Origin of the sequence: Maricaulis sp., from assembly GCF_017642925.1 — a bacterium.
GTDB lineage: Bacteria > Pseudomonadota > Alphaproteobacteria > Caulobacterales > Maricaulaceae > Maricaulis.
Genome location: NZ_JAEPOL010000002.1, coordinates 191301 through 207227, shown reverse-complemented (window position 1 = coordinate 207227; position 15927 = coordinate 191301). Strand labels below are relative to the sequence as shown.

The window sequence follows — 15927 nt, the reverse complement described above, 5'->3', positions numbered from 1 at the left end:
TCTCCCGCACGTGAAAAGAGCTGACACGGCTCCCCGTCAAAAGGAGGCAGACCGGACGGCAAGGCCGGTCTGCCTGGTTTCGATCAAGCCCGCCGGGCTTCCTTTTGAGAGGGGTTTCACCATGAGTAACGGACACACGGGACGGCGCGTCCGGCTTCTTTCCACCGCGCTGGCCGCCGCGCTGCTGGCAGCGACAGGCGCGGCCGCGCAGGAGGCGCCGGCAGTCAATGCCGAAATCCGTATCGCGGCCCAGCCGCTGGACAGCGCCATCGATGCACTGGCCTCGCAGACCGGCCTCGTGATCGTCGCGCCCGGGCCGCTGCTGGACGGGCTGCGCTCGGCCTCCGTGTCCGGCGTCTCCGAGCCGTTCGAGGCGCTGGGCATCCTGCTGCGCGGGACCAATCTGGGCTATCGGGTCACCGCCGACGGCGCCGTGGTGATCGAACCGCTGACGACCCAGCCCTCCCGCACGATCCGCGAGAACGAGGTCGAGGCGATCCAGGTCACCGGCACCCGCGTCGATCCGCTCAACCAGCTGCAGACCGAGGCGACCGACTCGCTGACCGGTCTTTCCCGCTCCCTGCTGGAAACGCCGCGCTCGGCGAGCCGGGTCAGCGAGATCACGATCGACCGTTTCGGCATGGAAGATGTCGACGATCTGCTGGCCGCCGTGCCGGGCACGTTCACGGCCAGCTTCTTCGGCGTTCCGGGCAATCTGAATGTGCGCGGCACCCTGGCCGATACCTATTTCCAGGGCTTCAAGCGCATCGAGAACCGCGGCAATTTCTCGTCCAATCTCAGCGCGGCAGCCTATGTGGAAGTGCTGCGCGGTCCGTCCTCGCCGATTTATGGTCCGGGCAAGGTGGGTGGCCTGCTCAACTTCATTCCGCGCACCGCGCGTGACGGCGTTGACGGGCGTTATGTCGATGCCGTGACCGGTTCGGTGACCGTCTCCGGTGGGTCCCATGACCGCCGTGTCGTGTCGGGTGAAGTGGCGATCCCGGCCGGCCAGGGCGGTTTCCACCTGTTCGGCGAGTTCGAGGATTCCGGCTCCTACTATAATTTCATCGAGCCCGAGCACACCAATATCCAGGCGACCTATGTCTCCGATCTGGGCCGCAACTGGAGCGTCGAGCTCAACGCCATGTACTTCGACGAGTCCGGCCAGATCCAGACGCCGGGCTGGAACCGCGTCACCCAGGCGCTGATCGATGATGGCACCTATATCACCGGCCGCGACACCGACCTGCAGGACATCGATGGCGACGGATATCTGAGCTATTCGGAGATCGATGCGGTTGTCGGTGCCAGCTGGGGACTGTCGAACCTTCGCCAGATCAAGGAATACGGCGGCGCCAATCGTCCCGAGTTTGCGCTCGATACCGGTGTCGGCACGACGACGCTGGACGGCAGCAACATCTTCGCCGATCCGGGCGACTATAATGACAGCGAGACCCTGACGGGGTACGCCTCGCTTGCGCACGAGGCGGACAATGGCAACCGCTTCGCCGTCGAGATCTTCCGCGATCACATCGAGAACCAGCGCTATAACAGTTTCGGCTTCGGCGCCGACTACGAAGCGACGGCAGTCGAGCTGCGCGGCAGCTACAGCTTCCACTCCGAGATGGGGGAAAACCTGCGCGCCGACAGCGTGGTGGGGGCCGCCTACCGCACGCATGAAGCCCAGCAGTATGAGAGCTTCCTGTCGGGCTATATCGCCCTGGACCGCCGCGATCTCTCGCAGGGGCCGACGGCGACCGACCGGATTGCGCTGCCGCGCGATGCCAGCGGCGAGATCATCTGGGACTCGCGCCATGACATGGAGTGGAATTCGCAGGCGGTCTTTGCCGTCTCCGACATCACCCTGTTCCAGCGCCTGAGCGTCCTGGCCGGTCTGCGCTACGACCATTTCGACGTCGAGGCGATCAATACCGGCGCCACGGTGTTCGGGACGGCGAATACGCTGGTCTCGGACAGTGACGGCGCCATGACCTGGTCGCTGTCGGTGCGCTACGAGACGCCCTTCGGTCTCACGCCCTACATCACCTATGCCGAGCCGCGCGCTCTGGAATCCACCCAGACCGGCGGTGTCAGCGTCGGGACCATCGAGGCCGGTCTCTACATCTCGCCATCGGAACTGCGTGAAGTCGGCGTGAAGTTCTCGCTGCTGGACGGCAATCTCTTCGGCGGGCTGGCCTATTACGAGCAGCACCGCCGCCAGGCCGACATGTTCGGCAATGTCGACGGCACCACGGCGGAAGGGTTCGAGGCCGAGATCCACTGGCTGGCGACCGACAATCTGGCCTTCATCGGCTCGGCCACCATCCAGCAGACGCGGGTCGATGCGCCCGGCGCCGGCAATGGTGAATACCTGCAGGTGCGTCCGGACCTGTTCGGCGTCGATCCTGTGGCCGGCTATGGCGGCACCTTTGCCTTCAACAATGCCGGCTATTTTGCCGATCTCGCCGACGGCTACGAGCTGAACACCATCCCGGAAACCGTGCTCAGCCTGTTCGGCACCTACACGACCGACCCGTTCAGCTATGGCGGTCACGACATGCTCGCCGGCATCACGGCCGGCGCGACCTATGTGTCCGAGACCGGCGGCATCATGACCGGCGATATCGAGCTGCCGGCTTACACGCTGGCCCGCATGTCCGGCTTCCTGGAAGTGGGCGCGTTCACGGTCTCGGCCAATATCGATAACCTCTTCGACGAGCGCTACTTCACGCCGTCGGCCGAGGTCTACAAGGAAGTGGCCGTGATGCCGGGCCTGCCCCGCATCTTCCGCATCAATCTCAGCTACGACTTCTGATCCGGCCGGGCCGGGCGGTTCGCCGCCCGGCCCGCCTTTCTCTTTGCCTTTTGCGACTTCCGGAGACTGCCATGACCGGCTCCCGCCCGACCTCTCCTGCCTTCCTGTCTGCCACACGCCGCGGCGTGCTGGGTGTTCTCGGTGGCGGCTTTGCCGTGCTGGGCGGCGGCCTGCCCTCACAGGCAAGGGCCGACAGCCCGGCCCGCTTCGATTGGGGCGTCGCCAGCGGCGATCCGCGTTCCGACAGTGTCGTCCTGTGGACACGGGCCGTGCCGGAAGACGATGTCCGCTCGCTGACTGTCGGGTTCGAACTGGCCGAGGATGAGGGCTTTTCCCGCATCGTGCGCCAGGGCGCCGCGGAAACTTCCGCCGCCCGCGACTTCACCGTGAAGCTGGACGTGCGCGGTCTGGCTGCGGGCCGCACCTACTTCTACCGCTTCCATGCCGGCGGGGCCGTGTCGGCTGTCGGCCGCACGCGGACGCTGCCCGCCGGCGGGGATGCGCCGGTCCGCCTCGCGCTGGCCTCGTGTGCCAACTATGTCTCCGGTTTCTACAACGCCTATCGCGAGATCGCCGAAGCCGGCGAGCTGGATGCCGTGATCCATGTCGGCGACTATATCTACGAGTATGGCCAAGACGGGTATGACGGCGCCACCGGGCGCGAGCTCGGCCGCCTGCTGGAGCCGCAGCACGAGATCGTCACGCTGGACGATTACCGCGCGCGCTTCGCGCTCTATCGCCGCGACCCGGACCTGCAGGCTGCCCATGCCGCCGCGCCCTTCATCACCATCTGGGACGATCACGAGACGGCCAATAACAGCTGGGCCGACGGGGCCGGCAATCACGATCCGGAAACCGAGGGCCGCTGGCTGGCTCGCCGCAATGCGGCGTTGACCGCCTATTTCGAATGGATGCCGATGCGCGATCCCGAGGCCGGCCAGGCGGCCGAACGTCTCAACCGGGTCTATGATTTCGGTCAGATCGGCACGGTGCTGGTGATCGAGAGCCGTCTGACCGGCCGCGACGAACAGCTCAGCTATGACCGCGACATGCCCGTGCGCGACGGCGAGCCGGATATCGCCCGCTTCGAGCGCGAGGTGCTGGCCGACCCGTCACGCAGCATGCTGGGCGCGCCGCAGGAAGCCTGGCTGGCGGCGCAGATGCGGGCCTCGCGCGAGCGCGGTATCGCCTGGCAGATCCTGGCCAACCAGACCGTGATGGCCCAGATGCGCTCGCCGGACTATATGCGCCATTTCCCGGAAGACGTGGTGACCGCGACGCTGCAGGCCGGCGGCTATGCCGCGGCCTGGCTGGAGCGTTCGCGGCTCGGCCTGCCGATCGGGCTGGACAGCTGGGACGGCTATCCGGCCGCGCGCACCCGGCTCTATGACGCAGCCCGGGCGGCGGACGCCAATCTGGTCGTGCTGTCCGGCGACAGTCACATGTTCTGGGCCAATGAGCTGCACCACCCGGCCGATGGCGAACGGGTGGGCGTCGAGTTCGGCACGACGGGCATCACCTCGCCGACCGGCTACAGCTATATCAATGGCGACAAGGACACGATCTACGCCATTGCCCAGCGCGCGCTGGTCGAGACCAATCGCGATATCCGCTTCACCAATGTGCGCGAGCGCGGCTTCATCCTGATCACCGCCCGCCGCGACGAGATCGAGGCGGACTATGTCGGCGTCAGCACGGTGCGCGACCGCGACTACACCGCCTCCCGCCTCCTGACCGCCCGTTCGCGCATCGGCACGGCCGGCCTGGATCTGGAGACGCCCTAGTTCAGATGTCAGAGTCTTGCGGAGAGGCGGTCCCACCGTATATGTTGCTTGCAAAACCATACTCACTTGGGCGGCGGAGTTCCGGCGTCCGGTTGCAAGGACATGAATGATGGCGTCTCCCTCCGCACGGGCACTTTACGAACAGCACAAGGCACATCTCGAAGCCGGGCTGGCCGCGTGCGCCAGCCGGGCCTATTGGAGCCCCTTTGTCGAGTCGCCGAGCGGCAAGCTGCATGCCCCGGGGCGGGCCGAGGAGGGGCTGGCGCGGTTCAAGGCCCTGCTGGGCAAACCCTATGATTTCGACCAGCCCGGCGAGACCGGGCGGATCGGCCACGAAGTGTCGCCCTATACCGGTAAGCCGCTGGGCATCGATTATCCCGATTGCGATCCGGATGTGCTGTTCGCCGCGGCGCGCCGGGCGATGAAGGGCTGGCAGGCTCTGGATGCGGAGGAACGGGCCGGGATCTGCTTCGAGATGGCCTTTGCGCTGGAAGAACAGGCCTTCGCCAACGCCCATGCCACCATGCATACGGCGGGGCAGGCCTATCTGATGGCGTTTTCCGGCAGCGGCGCCAACGCGCTCGACCGAGGCGTCGAGGCCCTGGTCTATGCCTACAAGGCGCTGCGGGATGTGCCGGCCAGCGCGGGCTGGAGCAAATCCTTCGGCCGGGGCGGTGTGGTATCGCTGGACAAGTCCTACCGCACACGCGGCCGCGGTGTTGCGGTCGTGGTGTGCTGTGCCACCTTCCCGCTCTGGAACGCCTATCCGGCCGTGTTCGCCAATCTGATGACGGGCAATCCGGTCATCCTGAAGCCGCACCCCAATGGCATCCTGCCGGTCGCGATGGCGGTGACGCGGATGCGCGAGACATTGGTCAAGGCCGGTCTCGATCCCGACATGGTGCTGATGGCGGCCGACGAGCGCGAAGCGCCGGTCACTATCGCCCTGCTGGAGCATCCCGACTGCGCCATCATCGACTATACCGGCAGCCAGCGCTTCGGCCTGTGGATCGAGCAGAATTGCCGCGACCGGCTGGTCTATACCGAAACGGCGGGCTGCAATGGCGTGGTGGTCGAGTCGCTCGCCGATCCTGACGGCATGATCGGCGGGCTGGCGAACGGGTTCTGCGGCTTCTCGGCCCAGATGTGTACCAGCCCGCAAAACGTCCATATCCCCGCTAACGGTGTCGCGCTGCCTGACGGCGGCTCGATGTCCTTCCAAGCCTTCGGGCAGGCGCTGGCCGACACGATCGCGGCGCGCACGGCGGACCCCGCGCGAGCCGCTGCCCTGTGCGGCGCGGTCCAGGCGCAGCAATCCCTCGACATCCTGGCAGACATCCGCAGCCGCGTTCTCGCGGCCGGCGGCCGGGTGGTGCTGGAGAGCCGGGCCTATGCCCATCCGGACTTCCCGGATGCACGGACTGCGACCCCGCTCGTCGTCGAGGTCGAGGCCTCGCAAACCGAGCTGTTCGGTGAGGAGCTGTTTGCGCCGGTCTGTTTCCTGATCCGCGAGCCGGACCGTGATGCGGCACTGGCCCATGCCGCCGAACTGGCGCGCACGCGCGGTGCCATCTCCTCCTATCTCTATTCCTCGGATCGCGACTTCATCGAGCGCGCCCAGGATGCCTTCACCGATGCCGGTGCCTCCCTGTGGATCAACATGGATCAGCGCATGCCGATCAATTTTGCGGCGGCCTATTCGGACTATCACGTCACCGGGCTCAACCCGGCCGGCAATGCCTGTCTGGCCGACCTCGCCTTTGTCGCCCAGCGTTTCCGGATCGTGCAGTTCCGCGAACCGCGTCCGGCGGAGGCGGCGGAATGAGCCTCGACCTGGCCGTGCGCAACGGTCTGGACGGTGCGGAAATCCTGCGCCGCTGGATCGATGAGGGGCTGGCGCCCGGCTTTGCCGGGCTGCTGGGCTTCCAGGTGGTTGCATTCGGTGAGGGGACGGTGCGTCTTGAATGTCCGGTGTCCGACCGTCACGCCAACCTGATGGCGGGCGTGCATGGCGGTGTCATGGCCGGGCTGGCCGATGCCGCGACCGGCTGCGCGCTCCTCTCGCTGGTCGGGCCGGACGAGCAGTTCGCGACCACCGACCTGCAGATCCGCTATCTCAGGGCGGCGCCGCTGGATGCCGGTCCGCTGACCGTCGAGGCGCGGATCGTCCACAAGGGGCGGCGCATGGCCGTGGCCGAGTGCGAGATGACAACGGGCGAAGGCCGGGTGCATGCTCGCGCTTCGGCGAGCATGATGATCACGCCGCGGCCGCGCTGAACCGCTCTGCGACCTCGCGCCGGACGACCTTGCCGACCGCATTGCGCGGCAGGGCGTCGGTGCGGTGCCACGCCTTGGGCACGGCAACGGCGCCGATGGCGGCCCGCACGGCATCGCCAAGCGCGGTGTCGGTGACATGCGGGTCGGCGACGATGGCCGCCTCGATCCGCTCGCCCCAGTAATCGTCGGCCACGCCGAAGACGCACACTTCTCGCACACCGGAAAGACCGGCAAGCACGCGTTCGATCTCCACCGGATAGATGTTGAACCCGCCCGTGATGATAATCTCGCGGCTGCGGCCGCGTATGTGCAGGAAGCCCTCATCGTCCAGGAAGCCGCGATCGCCCGTGTCCAGCCAGCCTTCGTCGAGGGGGAAGGGCTCGCCGGTCAGATAGCGTGTGGCGACCAGCGGACCGCGCGCCTGGATCGCGCCGGTCCCGTCCGGGCCGGGATCCTTGATCCGGACCTGTGTCGAGGGGCAGGGCCGGCCGGCGCTTTGCAGCCGGATGCCCGGCCGCATGTCGGCCGCTGTCATGGCGGTGATCGCCATCGGCGCCTCGACCTGGCCGTAAAGCGCGGCGATGCGCGGACCGAAGGCGGCCTGTGCCGCCTCGATCTGGGCCGGGGGCATGGGTGCGGCGCTGTAGATCAACTGGCGCAGGGCGGGGAAGCGGTCCGGGCGGGCCCCGCCGCTGGCGACCAGCTTGTTGATCAGGGTGGGTGGCATGAAGGCGATGCTGACCGCTTCGCGCTCCATCGTGTCGAGCACGGTTGTCGTGTCGGCGGTGGACAGGATGACCTGCCGTCCGCCGGTCGTCAGCAGGGGAAACAGGAGATGGAAGGCGCCGTGCGACAGCGGCGCGACGGCCAGATTGGTGTCGGTCTCGCCAAGTGCGAAGACGGAAACCAGATCGCTGACGACGGTCGCAATCATGCCCTGTGTCTGGGCGACGGCCTTGGGCGTGCCGGTGGTGCCGCCGGTCAGCTTCACGCTCATCACATGGTCCGGCGCCAAAGCCGGCTGGCGCCAATTGTCAGCGTCTGCAGAGAGCGCGTTCAGGCCATCCGGCGATCCGGCCTCGAACCAGAGCGTCGAGGCATCGGTCGTCACACAGTCGGCGCAGGCCGTGTCGCAGATCAGGAGTGCCGGATTCAGGCGCTCGCACACACCGTCATTGAGCGGACGGGCGCTGCGCGGGTTGAGCGGCAGCCAGGTGTGGCCGGACAGGAAGACCCCGATCAGGGCGACGAGGTGTTCGACATGGTTCTTGGCGGCGATGGCGACGATGCGGCCGGTATCCGTGCCCAGCCTGGCCTGCAGCCCGGCGGCGAGTGCGCAGCCCCGGCGGGCCAGTGAGGCGTAGGTCTCTGTCGCGCCGGTATCGTCGGACGCCGCGACCGCATCCGGTGTGCGGCGGGCCTGTTCCAGAAAGGCGAGGACGACCGGCGTCACGCCGCGCGCTCCAGCACGGACACGACGGTCGCGCCTTCCTCGACATCGAGAAAGCCGCCGCCATTCTCCGCGACGGCGATGCGTGCGCCCTCGACCTGGCGCGTCCCGGCCTCGCCGCGCAATTGCGTGACGAGTTCGTGGATCTGCGCCAGGCCGGTGGCACCGACGGGATGGCCCTTGGACACAAGCCCGCCCGAGGGATTGACGGGTGTGTGTCCACCGAGGCGCGTATGGCCGGCCTCGGCATAGGGGCCGCCCTCGCCGATCGGGCAGAGACCGAGATTTTCCACCTGCTGGATCTCGGCATAGGACGTGGCGTCGTGAACTTCGGCGACATCGATATCGGCCGGTGAAATCCCGGCCTGTTCATAGGCTGCCTTCGCGGTGCGGGCGCCGATATGATTGGCAAAGTCCGCCGCGTCGCGCGTGGTCGCGCTCAGGAGGGCCTGGCCCCGCAGGGTGACGGCGCGGGCGCGTGCCGCTGAAGGCAGGGCGCTGTCGGCCATCAGGACGACGGCCGCGGCACCGTCGCTGATCGGGGCGCACATGGCGCGGGTCAGCGGCCAGACGACCAGCGGATCGGCCAGCACGGCCTCGACGCTCATCGGCGTGCGGTACTGGGCGAGGGGGTTGTGGGCCGAGTGGTCATGGTTCTTGGCGGCGACGGCGGCCAGCTGGGCCTGGGTCGTGCCGAAAGTCTGCATGTGCAGCCGGGCCAGCGCGGCATAGCTGTCCATGAAGAAGCTGCGGCCTGCCGTGCCTGCCCCGCGCAGGTCCTCGGGGATGAGATCGGCGGCGAGGTTCGAGACGGCGGCGTGGATGTCGTCGATCCGGTGGATGTCCGTGCCGCCCATGAAGGCAGCGGCGACCGCTTCGGGCCGGTCCGGGAAGAACATCTTCTCGGCCCCGACCACGAGCACGGTCTCGAACAGGCCGGCGCGGATCGCCGTCGCCGCCTGCCACAGCGCCGTCGACCCGCTGGCACAGGCATTCTCGACATTGCTGACCGGAATGCCCTCAATCCCCGCAGCGCGCAGCGCGATCTGGCCGCGGATCGTGTTCTGGCCCTCCAGCATGGGCTGACGGGTGTTGGAGAACCAGGCCGCCTCGATCCGCCCGGCATCGATACCGGCATCGGCGAGGGCCGCCGAAACGGCCTGCGCCGTCAGCGACTTCACACTGGCGGCCGGCTGTTTGCCCATGGCCGTCATCGCGGTGCCGGCAATGCAGATCCGGGTCATGCGGGCTCCAGCTGCTCCCGCAGTTCCGACCGCACCACCTTGTTCAGCGGATTGCGCGGCAGGGCATCGACCAGAACCAGTTTTTCCGGCCATTTGAACTTGGCCACGCCTTCGTCCTCCAGGAAGCTTGTAACGTCCTTCAGGGTCAGGTTCTCGCCCGGCTTGGGCACGGCAAAGAGGCAGACCTTCTCGCCCATCACGGCGTCGGGATAACCGCAGACGGCGGCTTCCTGGATCTTCGGATGGGCGCTGATGAGACCGTCCAGCTCTTCCGGCGAGATATTCATGCCGCCCCGGATGATCAGCTCCTTGCGGCGGCCCTTGAAGCGGTAGTAGCGCGACAGATCGCCCTCGCCGGCAATCTCGAACAGATCGCCCGTGCGGAAATAGCCGTCGCCATCGAAGACATCCTGTCCGGCATCGTTGAGATAGCCGTTGAAGACATTGGGGCCGCGGATCAGCATTTCGCCGGGCACGCCGGGTTCGAGGATTTCGCGGTCATTGTCGTTCCAGTCGACAAGCTTGGTCTCGAAGCGCTGGCCGAAGCGGTTGTCCCAGTCGATGCCCTCGCGTCCGAAACGCGGGAAGAGCGTGGCGCGCTGTTCCGGGTCCGGCACTTCGGCCGGGCCGCCGCACAGACCGATCCCCTCGTTCGAGCCGAAGAAATTGATGATCTCGATGCCGAACTTGTCGCGGAACCCCTTCACCATCCAGGGGTCCAGCGGCGCACTGCCGGAAGCGATGTATTTCACCGCCGACAGATCGAACTTGTCGTGCAGGTCGGTGTTCTGGAGGAAGAGGTTCAGCACGGCCGGCGGTGCGATCGTGTAGGCGACCTTTTCGGTGGTGAGCTGGGTCAGGAAGGTGGGCAGGTCGAACGGGTGGTGCAGCACCAGCGTCGCCTGGATCAGCGGCCAGTAGAAGAAAAATCCGGACAGCGCTGCCATATTGGTCATCGGGAAGGGGTTCAGCATTGCCGAGCCCGGCTCGAGCGGCACCGTGTCCTCGATCGCGATGACCTGGGAGAACCAGTGATTATGCGTGCGCGGCACGCCTTTCGGTGTGCCTGTGGTGCCCGATGTCCAGCACACGGTAAAGATATCGTCCGCTTCGCCGGCCGACGGCATCAGCATGCGCGGTTCAGACGTGTCGACCGCCAGGGCAGTCTCGCCTTCGCCCGAACCGCCGAACGTCAGGACGGGCACGGCGTCCGGCAGTGCCGCGGTCATGCGCGCGGCGGCGGCCTCGCCCTTGAAGCTTTCGATGCCGACAAAGGCCTTCGCATCGAGCTCGCGCGACATGTGGCCGATCTCGTGCCGGCCATACTGCATGGGCACCGGGCTGATGATCGCCCCAAGGCGCGACAGGGCGAGATAGAGCACTGACAGCTCGACCGTATTGGGGAGCTGGACGAGCACGGCATCGCCGCGGCCAATTCGCCTCTGTGCAAGCCGCGCCGCAAGATTGTGCGAGGCGTTGGAAATGTCCTGATAGCTCAGCCGTTGCGGATCCCGGCCGATCAGTGTGCGGCAATCCGGCGGATCGACAATGGCCACATGGCCGGGGGCTGCTGTGACAGCCTTGTCGAAGGCGGTGTGGAGCGTCTCGTCTCCCCACCAGCCCTTGTCACGGTACTGGCGATGGCGCGCCTCTCGCGTCGTGGCCGTCATTGCGGCTCCTCCCGTCTCGGTCTGTTCTTGTTACTTGCTTAATCAAACCAATTCCCGCGCCGTCTGCCAAGTGCATTCTTCCGTGCGGCCGGCAAACTGTCGCACAGACCCGGTGTTACGCCCAAGTAAGTTTGACTATATAAGTGACGCATGACCCACATGATGACCCGTCCGCCTGCCGATCTGAAACTCGTCCGATGCTGCTCGATCTGGCGTGCACTCGAGGATATCGGCGATGTGCCGACCATGCTGATCCTCGAGGCTGTCTGGCTCGGCGAGCGGCGTTTCGACGGCTTTCAGAAGCGCACCGGTCTGCTCAAGGCGCTGCTCAGCCAGCGGCTGAAACAGATGGTGGCGGCCGGCCTGCTGGAAAAGCGTCTCTATTGCGAACGGCCGCCCCGTTACGAGTACATCATGACGGAGAAGGGGCGCGATCTTTACTGGGTCGCCCTCGCCATGCTGCGCTGGGAGCAGAAATGGGGCGCCGCCAAGGCCAAGTTCAAGGTGCGCCTGACGCATCGGGCCTGCGGCGGCGACCATATCGATCCCGTACCCTTCAGCCTGTCGGCCGGCCGCGAATTCAATGCGCGCGATGTCAGCTGGAAGCACGGCCCGGGCATGGGCTGGGTGACGCCGCGGCACAGCCGCCGGCGCAAGCCGCGCGGCGAGGAACAGGGCGCGGACAATAATCTGCTCGACGTCATCCTGCGTGTGCTGGGCGACCGCTGGGCCTCGCTGATCCTGCGCTCCATCTTCACCGGCTTCCGCCGCTATGACGAGATCCAGAAGGATGCGGCGATCGCGACCAATATCCTGGCCGACCGGCTGCAATGGCTGATCGATATGGGGCTGATCCACAAGCGCGCCTATTCCGATGCGCCGCCGCGCTATGAATACCGGCTGACGGAAGCGGGGATCGACTACTACCCGGTCCTGGTGATGCTGATGGTGTGGGGCGACCGCTGGTATCTGACGCCGGAGGGGCCGCCGCTGCTGCTCTTCCATCGCGACAGCGGCGAACCGCTCAAGCCGGTCATGGCCTGTTCGAACTGCCACAAGCCGCTCGATCCCACCGAGGTCGACTTCACCATTGAGCCCGTCGATGGTGGCGATCAGCAGGTGTTCTCCACCCGCTGATCTCCCGGCTTTCCGGTCAGGATGCCGCGGCGATCTGGTCGCCCGGCGCCCAGGTGCCGTGGAAACCGGCCGGCACGCGCTGGGGCAGCTTCACACGCGCCAGCGGCTGGCCGCCGAAATCGCGCGCATCGAGGATCAGGGCTTCGGACCGGCCTGTCGCACTGTCGGTCAGGAAGGTGATGACATAGCCATCGTCTTCTTCCGTTGCGCCGACCCGCGGCGCAAAGGCCGGCTCGGCGCCGTAAACACCGTCGGCAAAGCGGTGCTCGATACCGTTTCCGCTCTCCAGATCATACTTCACCAGCCCGTCGAACACCTGGGTGTGCGTGTTGGGAATGGTGACGTGATAGGCGTATTTCGTCCTGTGACCCATGAGGTCGAGATTGACGACGGGGAATTCGGTGCGGCGGTCGTCGAGATGTTCGACGGTGGTCTGGCCGGTCTTCATGTCGAAGGTCCAGCGGTGCAGCTCGGCCTGCAGGGCGAGAACCGCGGCCATCGGCGCATAGGGGCCGAACTCCGGGTTGGGCGGCAGGCCGTTATCGACCATCTTGCAGGCATAGAAGACGATCTTGTCGCCTTCCTCCCAGGCATTGCAGCCGTGATAGATGTAGCAGGGCTCGGTCTCGAACCATTTGACGTCGCCGGTGCCGTCGCGGCGCACGACGCCGAAACGGGCGGGCTGGTTCTTCGGCTGATGGATCTGCCACATGCCGTTGCGCAGGCCGGCCTCGGTGAACACGACCGGCAGGTCCATCAGGATCATGTAGTTCTTGGTGATCATCATGTCGTGCGGCAGGCGCGGGCCGGGCAGTTCGACCTCACGGAACCATTTCAGCTCATTGTCTGCCGAGACGACGCCGGCCGACATCACCGGATTGTAAAGGTCGTAGTCGAAGAACAGGAATTCCCCGGTCTGGGCATCGACCTTGGAATGCGCCGACACATTCTTGGGAAGGCGGCCTGCGAAGGTTTCGGTCCGGATGGTCTCCAGCGTGCGTGGATCCATCCGCACCGGCTGGCCCGAGACATACCAGAGCGCCATCGCGGTGCCGTTATGGATGAGGATGTCGGTATTGGCCGTGTCCTTGTAGGTGGTCAGCGCGCTGCGTTCGCGGCGGATCGGTTCCAGAATGCCGCCGGCATCCAGCGTACCGGCCCGTTCGGCCTCGTGATCACGCGTATGGACATAGCGGTTGCGGTATTCCGCCTTGCCGTTCTCGAAGAAGATGCCGTGCACCATGCCGTCGCCGTCGAACCAGTGGTGCATCCCCTCCGGCGCATTCAGCGGATTCGGTCCGTTGCGCAGATAGGCGCCGTAGAGGTCGCGCGGGATTTCGCCCTCGACCTCGAGGTCCAGCGCCGTCACTTCCTTGCGGACCGGGGCATAGATGCCCTTGAGATAGGGGTTGAACCGGTTGAGTTCGGTCAGCTCGTCGCGCTCGAATTCGGTCTGGATCATGGTCATGGGGTGTCTCCTCCCGGTCAGCCTGCCAGGGCCGCCGTTGTCGTCTTGGTGTTCGTGTCGTGAACCGGTGTGGCGCAAGCGGCGGCGTATTCCGCCGCGAGTTCGTCCACGATCTCTGCGACCGGCTGGGTGCGCTTCACCGAACCGACGCCGTGACCGGCCGACCAGACATCGCGCCAGGCCTTCACCTGGTTCTCGCTGTCGGCGAAGTCCGGCCCGCTGCCGCGTGATCCGTCCGCGCCGATACCCATTTTCTCCAGGCTGGCGCGCAGATAGTGGGCCGGTGCACCGGTCAGCTTGTCGGACAGGACAAGATCCTCGAACTCGGCCGCGATCAGCATGTCGCGGTATTCGGTGTCCGCCAGGCTCTCCTCGGCCGCGATGAAACGGGTGCCCATATAGGCGAAGTCGGCGCCGAGGACTTCGGCGGCGCGGACCGAGCGGCCATTGCTGATGGCACCGCCCAGCATGACCGGGCCGTCGAAGAATTCGCGCACGGCGGTCACGAAGGCGAAGCTGGACATGGCGCCGGTGTGTCCGCCCGCGCCCGAAGCGACGAGAACGAGACCGTCAGCGCCCTGCTCGATCGCCTTGCGGGCGAATTTGACATTGTTGACGTCGGCAAAGACCAGGCCGTCATAGTCGTGGACCGCGTCCACCACCCGGCCCGGCCCGCCCAGTGCGGTGATCACCACATCGGGCCGGTACTGCTTCACCAGCTCCAGCTCGGCATCGAAGCGGCCATAGGTCGAATGCGTCACCATGTTCGCGGCGAAAGGCGCGCGCGCATTGTCGGCATGGGTCGCGGCCAGCCATTCCTCCAGCACATCGATGGTGCGGGCGTTGGGGAAGGGGAAGGAGGCCATCAGCCCGGCGGCCCGCGTGGCGGCGACCAGCTGCGGGCCGGATACCAGGAACATGGGTGCGACGACGGCCGGAAGGCGCATGCGGGCTTTCAGGCGGGCGGCGATCTCGGACTGTGACACGCGGGCTCTCCAACTCAACTTTCATAACCATACTCGCTGATGATCTGCAGGACAAGCGCTTCTGCCGGCGCCGGTCAAAATCCGTATTCGCACAGGAAATTCCGGGCTAGGCTTCCCGCTCCGAGGCTTGGAGGGAGAGCCGTATGAGCGTCGACAAGCAGATCTTTTCCGGCTGCATGCCGGCCCTGATGACACCGTGCAGTGCGGACGGGATCCCAGACTGGGATGCGCTTGTTGAAACGGGCCGCGGTCTTGTCGATGCCGGCATGGATGCCGTGGTCTATTGCGGCTCGATGGGCGACTGGCCGCTTCTGACTGACGCGCAGCGCTGCGAAGGCGTGGCGCGCCTTTGCGCGGCAGGCTTGCCCGTTGTCGTCGGCACCGGCGCACAGAATACCCGGCGCGCCGTCGAGATCACACGTCATGCGGTCGAGGCCGGGGCGGCCGGCCTGATGGTCATACCCCGCGTCCTGTCGCGTGGAAGTTCACCGGCGGCCCAGCACGCACATTTCTCGGCCATCCTCGAAGCGGCCGATGGTCTGCCCGCGGTGATCTATAATAGCCCCTACTACGGCTTCGAGACGCGGGCCGACCTCTTCTTCGAACTGCACGGCCGCTATCCCAATCTCGTCGGCTTCAAGGAATTCGGCGGTGCCGGCGCCCTGAGCTATGCCGCGGAAACCATCACCTCCGGCAATGACGCGCTGACGCTGATGGTCGGCGTCGATACCCAGGTCTTCCACGGCTATGTAAATTGCGGCGCGACGGGCGCCATTACCGGCGTCGGCAATGCCCTGCCGGCGGAAGTCCTGCGCCTGGTCGAGCTTTGCCGCCGCGCAGCCGGTGGCGATCCGGAGAGCCGGCGTCTGGCCCGGGAATTGTCGGAGGCGCTGGATGTTCTGGCGCGGTTCGACGAGGGGCCGGACCTCGTTCTCTACTACAAGCGCCTGATGGTTCTGGAGGGGCACAAGGCCTACCAGCACCAGCTCTATGCTCATGACCGGCTGAGCGCTTCGCAGACCGCGTTCATCGACAATGCCTGGCGGCAGTTTCGCACCTGGTGGGCCGGCTGGCCCGGCGCCGCGTCCTGAGGACC

General features: G+C 66.3%; 11 protein-coding genes. 6 read left to right on the top strand and 5 right to left on the bottom strand.

All coding sequences use genetic code 11. From position 1 onward, the window contains the following. The first annotated feature begins 121 nt into the window (after nt 1-121). The 4 genes from JJ918_RS02550 (at nt 122) to JJ918_RS02535 (ending at nt 6876) form a co-directional block, all read left to right on the top strand. Nucleotides 122-2815 (top strand): TonB-dependent receptor, encoded by a 2694-nt coding sequence (locus JJ918_RS02550; RefSeq protein WP_291882821.1) that lies wholly within the window; start codon nt 122-124, stop codon nt 2813-2815. A gap of 71 nt (nt 2816-2886) precedes the next feature. After that, nucleotides 2887-4599, top strand: coding sequence for an alkaline phosphatase D family protein (locus tag JJ918_RS02545; protein WP_291882818.1), 1713 nt, complete (start codon nt 2887-2889; stop codon nt 4597-4599). A 109-nt stretch (nt 4600-4708) separates the two neighbouring features. After that, nucleotides 4709-6424 (top strand): aldehyde dehydrogenase family protein, encoded by a 1716-nt coding sequence (locus JJ918_RS02540; RefSeq protein WP_291882815.1) that lies wholly within the window; start codon nt 4709-4711, stop codon nt 6422-6424. Beyond that, complete coding sequence (locus tag JJ918_RS02535; RefSeq protein WP_291882812.1) at nt 6421-6876, top strand: PaaI family thioesterase; 456 nt, start codon at nt 6421-6423, stop codon at nt 6874-6876. Before JJ918_RS02540 ends, JJ918_RS02535 begins: the two co-directional genes overlap by 4 nt. On the opposite strand, the gene JJ918_RS02530 is transcribed toward JJ918_RS02535, so the two are convergent. Genes JJ918_RS02530 through JJ918_RS02520 form a run of 3 tightly spaced genes read right to left on the bottom strand, consistent with a single transcriptional unit; the run spans nt 6857 to nt 11240 of the window. After that, nucleotides 6857-8329: a class I adenylate-forming enzyme family protein gene (locus JJ918_RS02530; protein WP_291882810.1), complete on the bottom strand. Its 1473-nt coding sequence runs from the start codon at nt 8327-8329 to the stop codon at nt 6857-6859. The genes JJ918_RS02535 and JJ918_RS02530 overlap by 20 nt on opposite strands. Beyond that, complete coding sequence (locus JJ918_RS02525; RefSeq protein ID WP_291882808.1) at nt 8326-9570, bottom strand: thiolase family protein; 1245 nt, start codon at nt 9568-9570, stop codon at nt 8326-8328. Before JJ918_RS02525 ends, JJ918_RS02530 begins: the two co-directional genes overlap by 4 nt. Further along, on the bottom strand, nt 9567-11240 hold the full coding sequence (locus tag JJ918_RS02520) for a class I adenylate-forming enzyme family protein (protein WP_291882807.1): 1674 nt from the start codon (nt 11238-11240) through the stop codon (nt 9567-9569). Before JJ918_RS02520 ends, JJ918_RS02525 begins: the two co-directional genes overlap by 4 nt. 150 nt (nt 11241-11390) lie before the next feature. Here JJ918_RS02520 and JJ918_RS02515 point away from each other — a divergent pair, with 150 nt between their 5' ends. Then, nucleotides 11391-12377 (top strand): helix-turn-helix domain-containing protein, encoded by a 987-nt coding sequence (locus JJ918_RS02515; protein ID WP_291882805.1) that lies wholly within the window; start codon nt 11391-11393, stop codon nt 12375-12377. 16 nt (nt 12378-12393) lie between these two features. Here the strand turns inward: JJ918_RS02515 and JJ918_RS02510 are convergent, their stop codons facing one another. After that, nucleotides 12394-13845, bottom strand: a complete 1452-nt coding sequence (locus JJ918_RS02510; RefSeq protein ID WP_291882803.1) for a carotenoid oxygenase family protein — start codon at nt 13843-13845, stop codon at nt 12394-12396. A gap of 17 nt (nt 13846-13862) precedes the next feature. Then, complete coding sequence (locus JJ918_RS02505; protein ID WP_291882800.1) at nt 13863-14831, bottom strand: nitronate monooxygenase family protein; 969 nt, start codon at nt 14829-14831, stop codon at nt 13863-13865. A 143-nt stretch (nt 14832-14974) separates the two neighbouring features. Here JJ918_RS02505 and JJ918_RS02500 point away from each other — a divergent pair, with 143 nt between their 5' ends. Further along, nucleotides 14975-15922: a dihydrodipicolinate synthase family protein gene (locus tag JJ918_RS02500; protein ID WP_291882798.1), complete on the top strand. Its 948-nt coding sequence runs from the start codon at nt 14975-14977 to the stop codon at nt 15920-15922. The last annotated feature ends 5 nt before the right edge of the window (nt 15923-15927 follow it).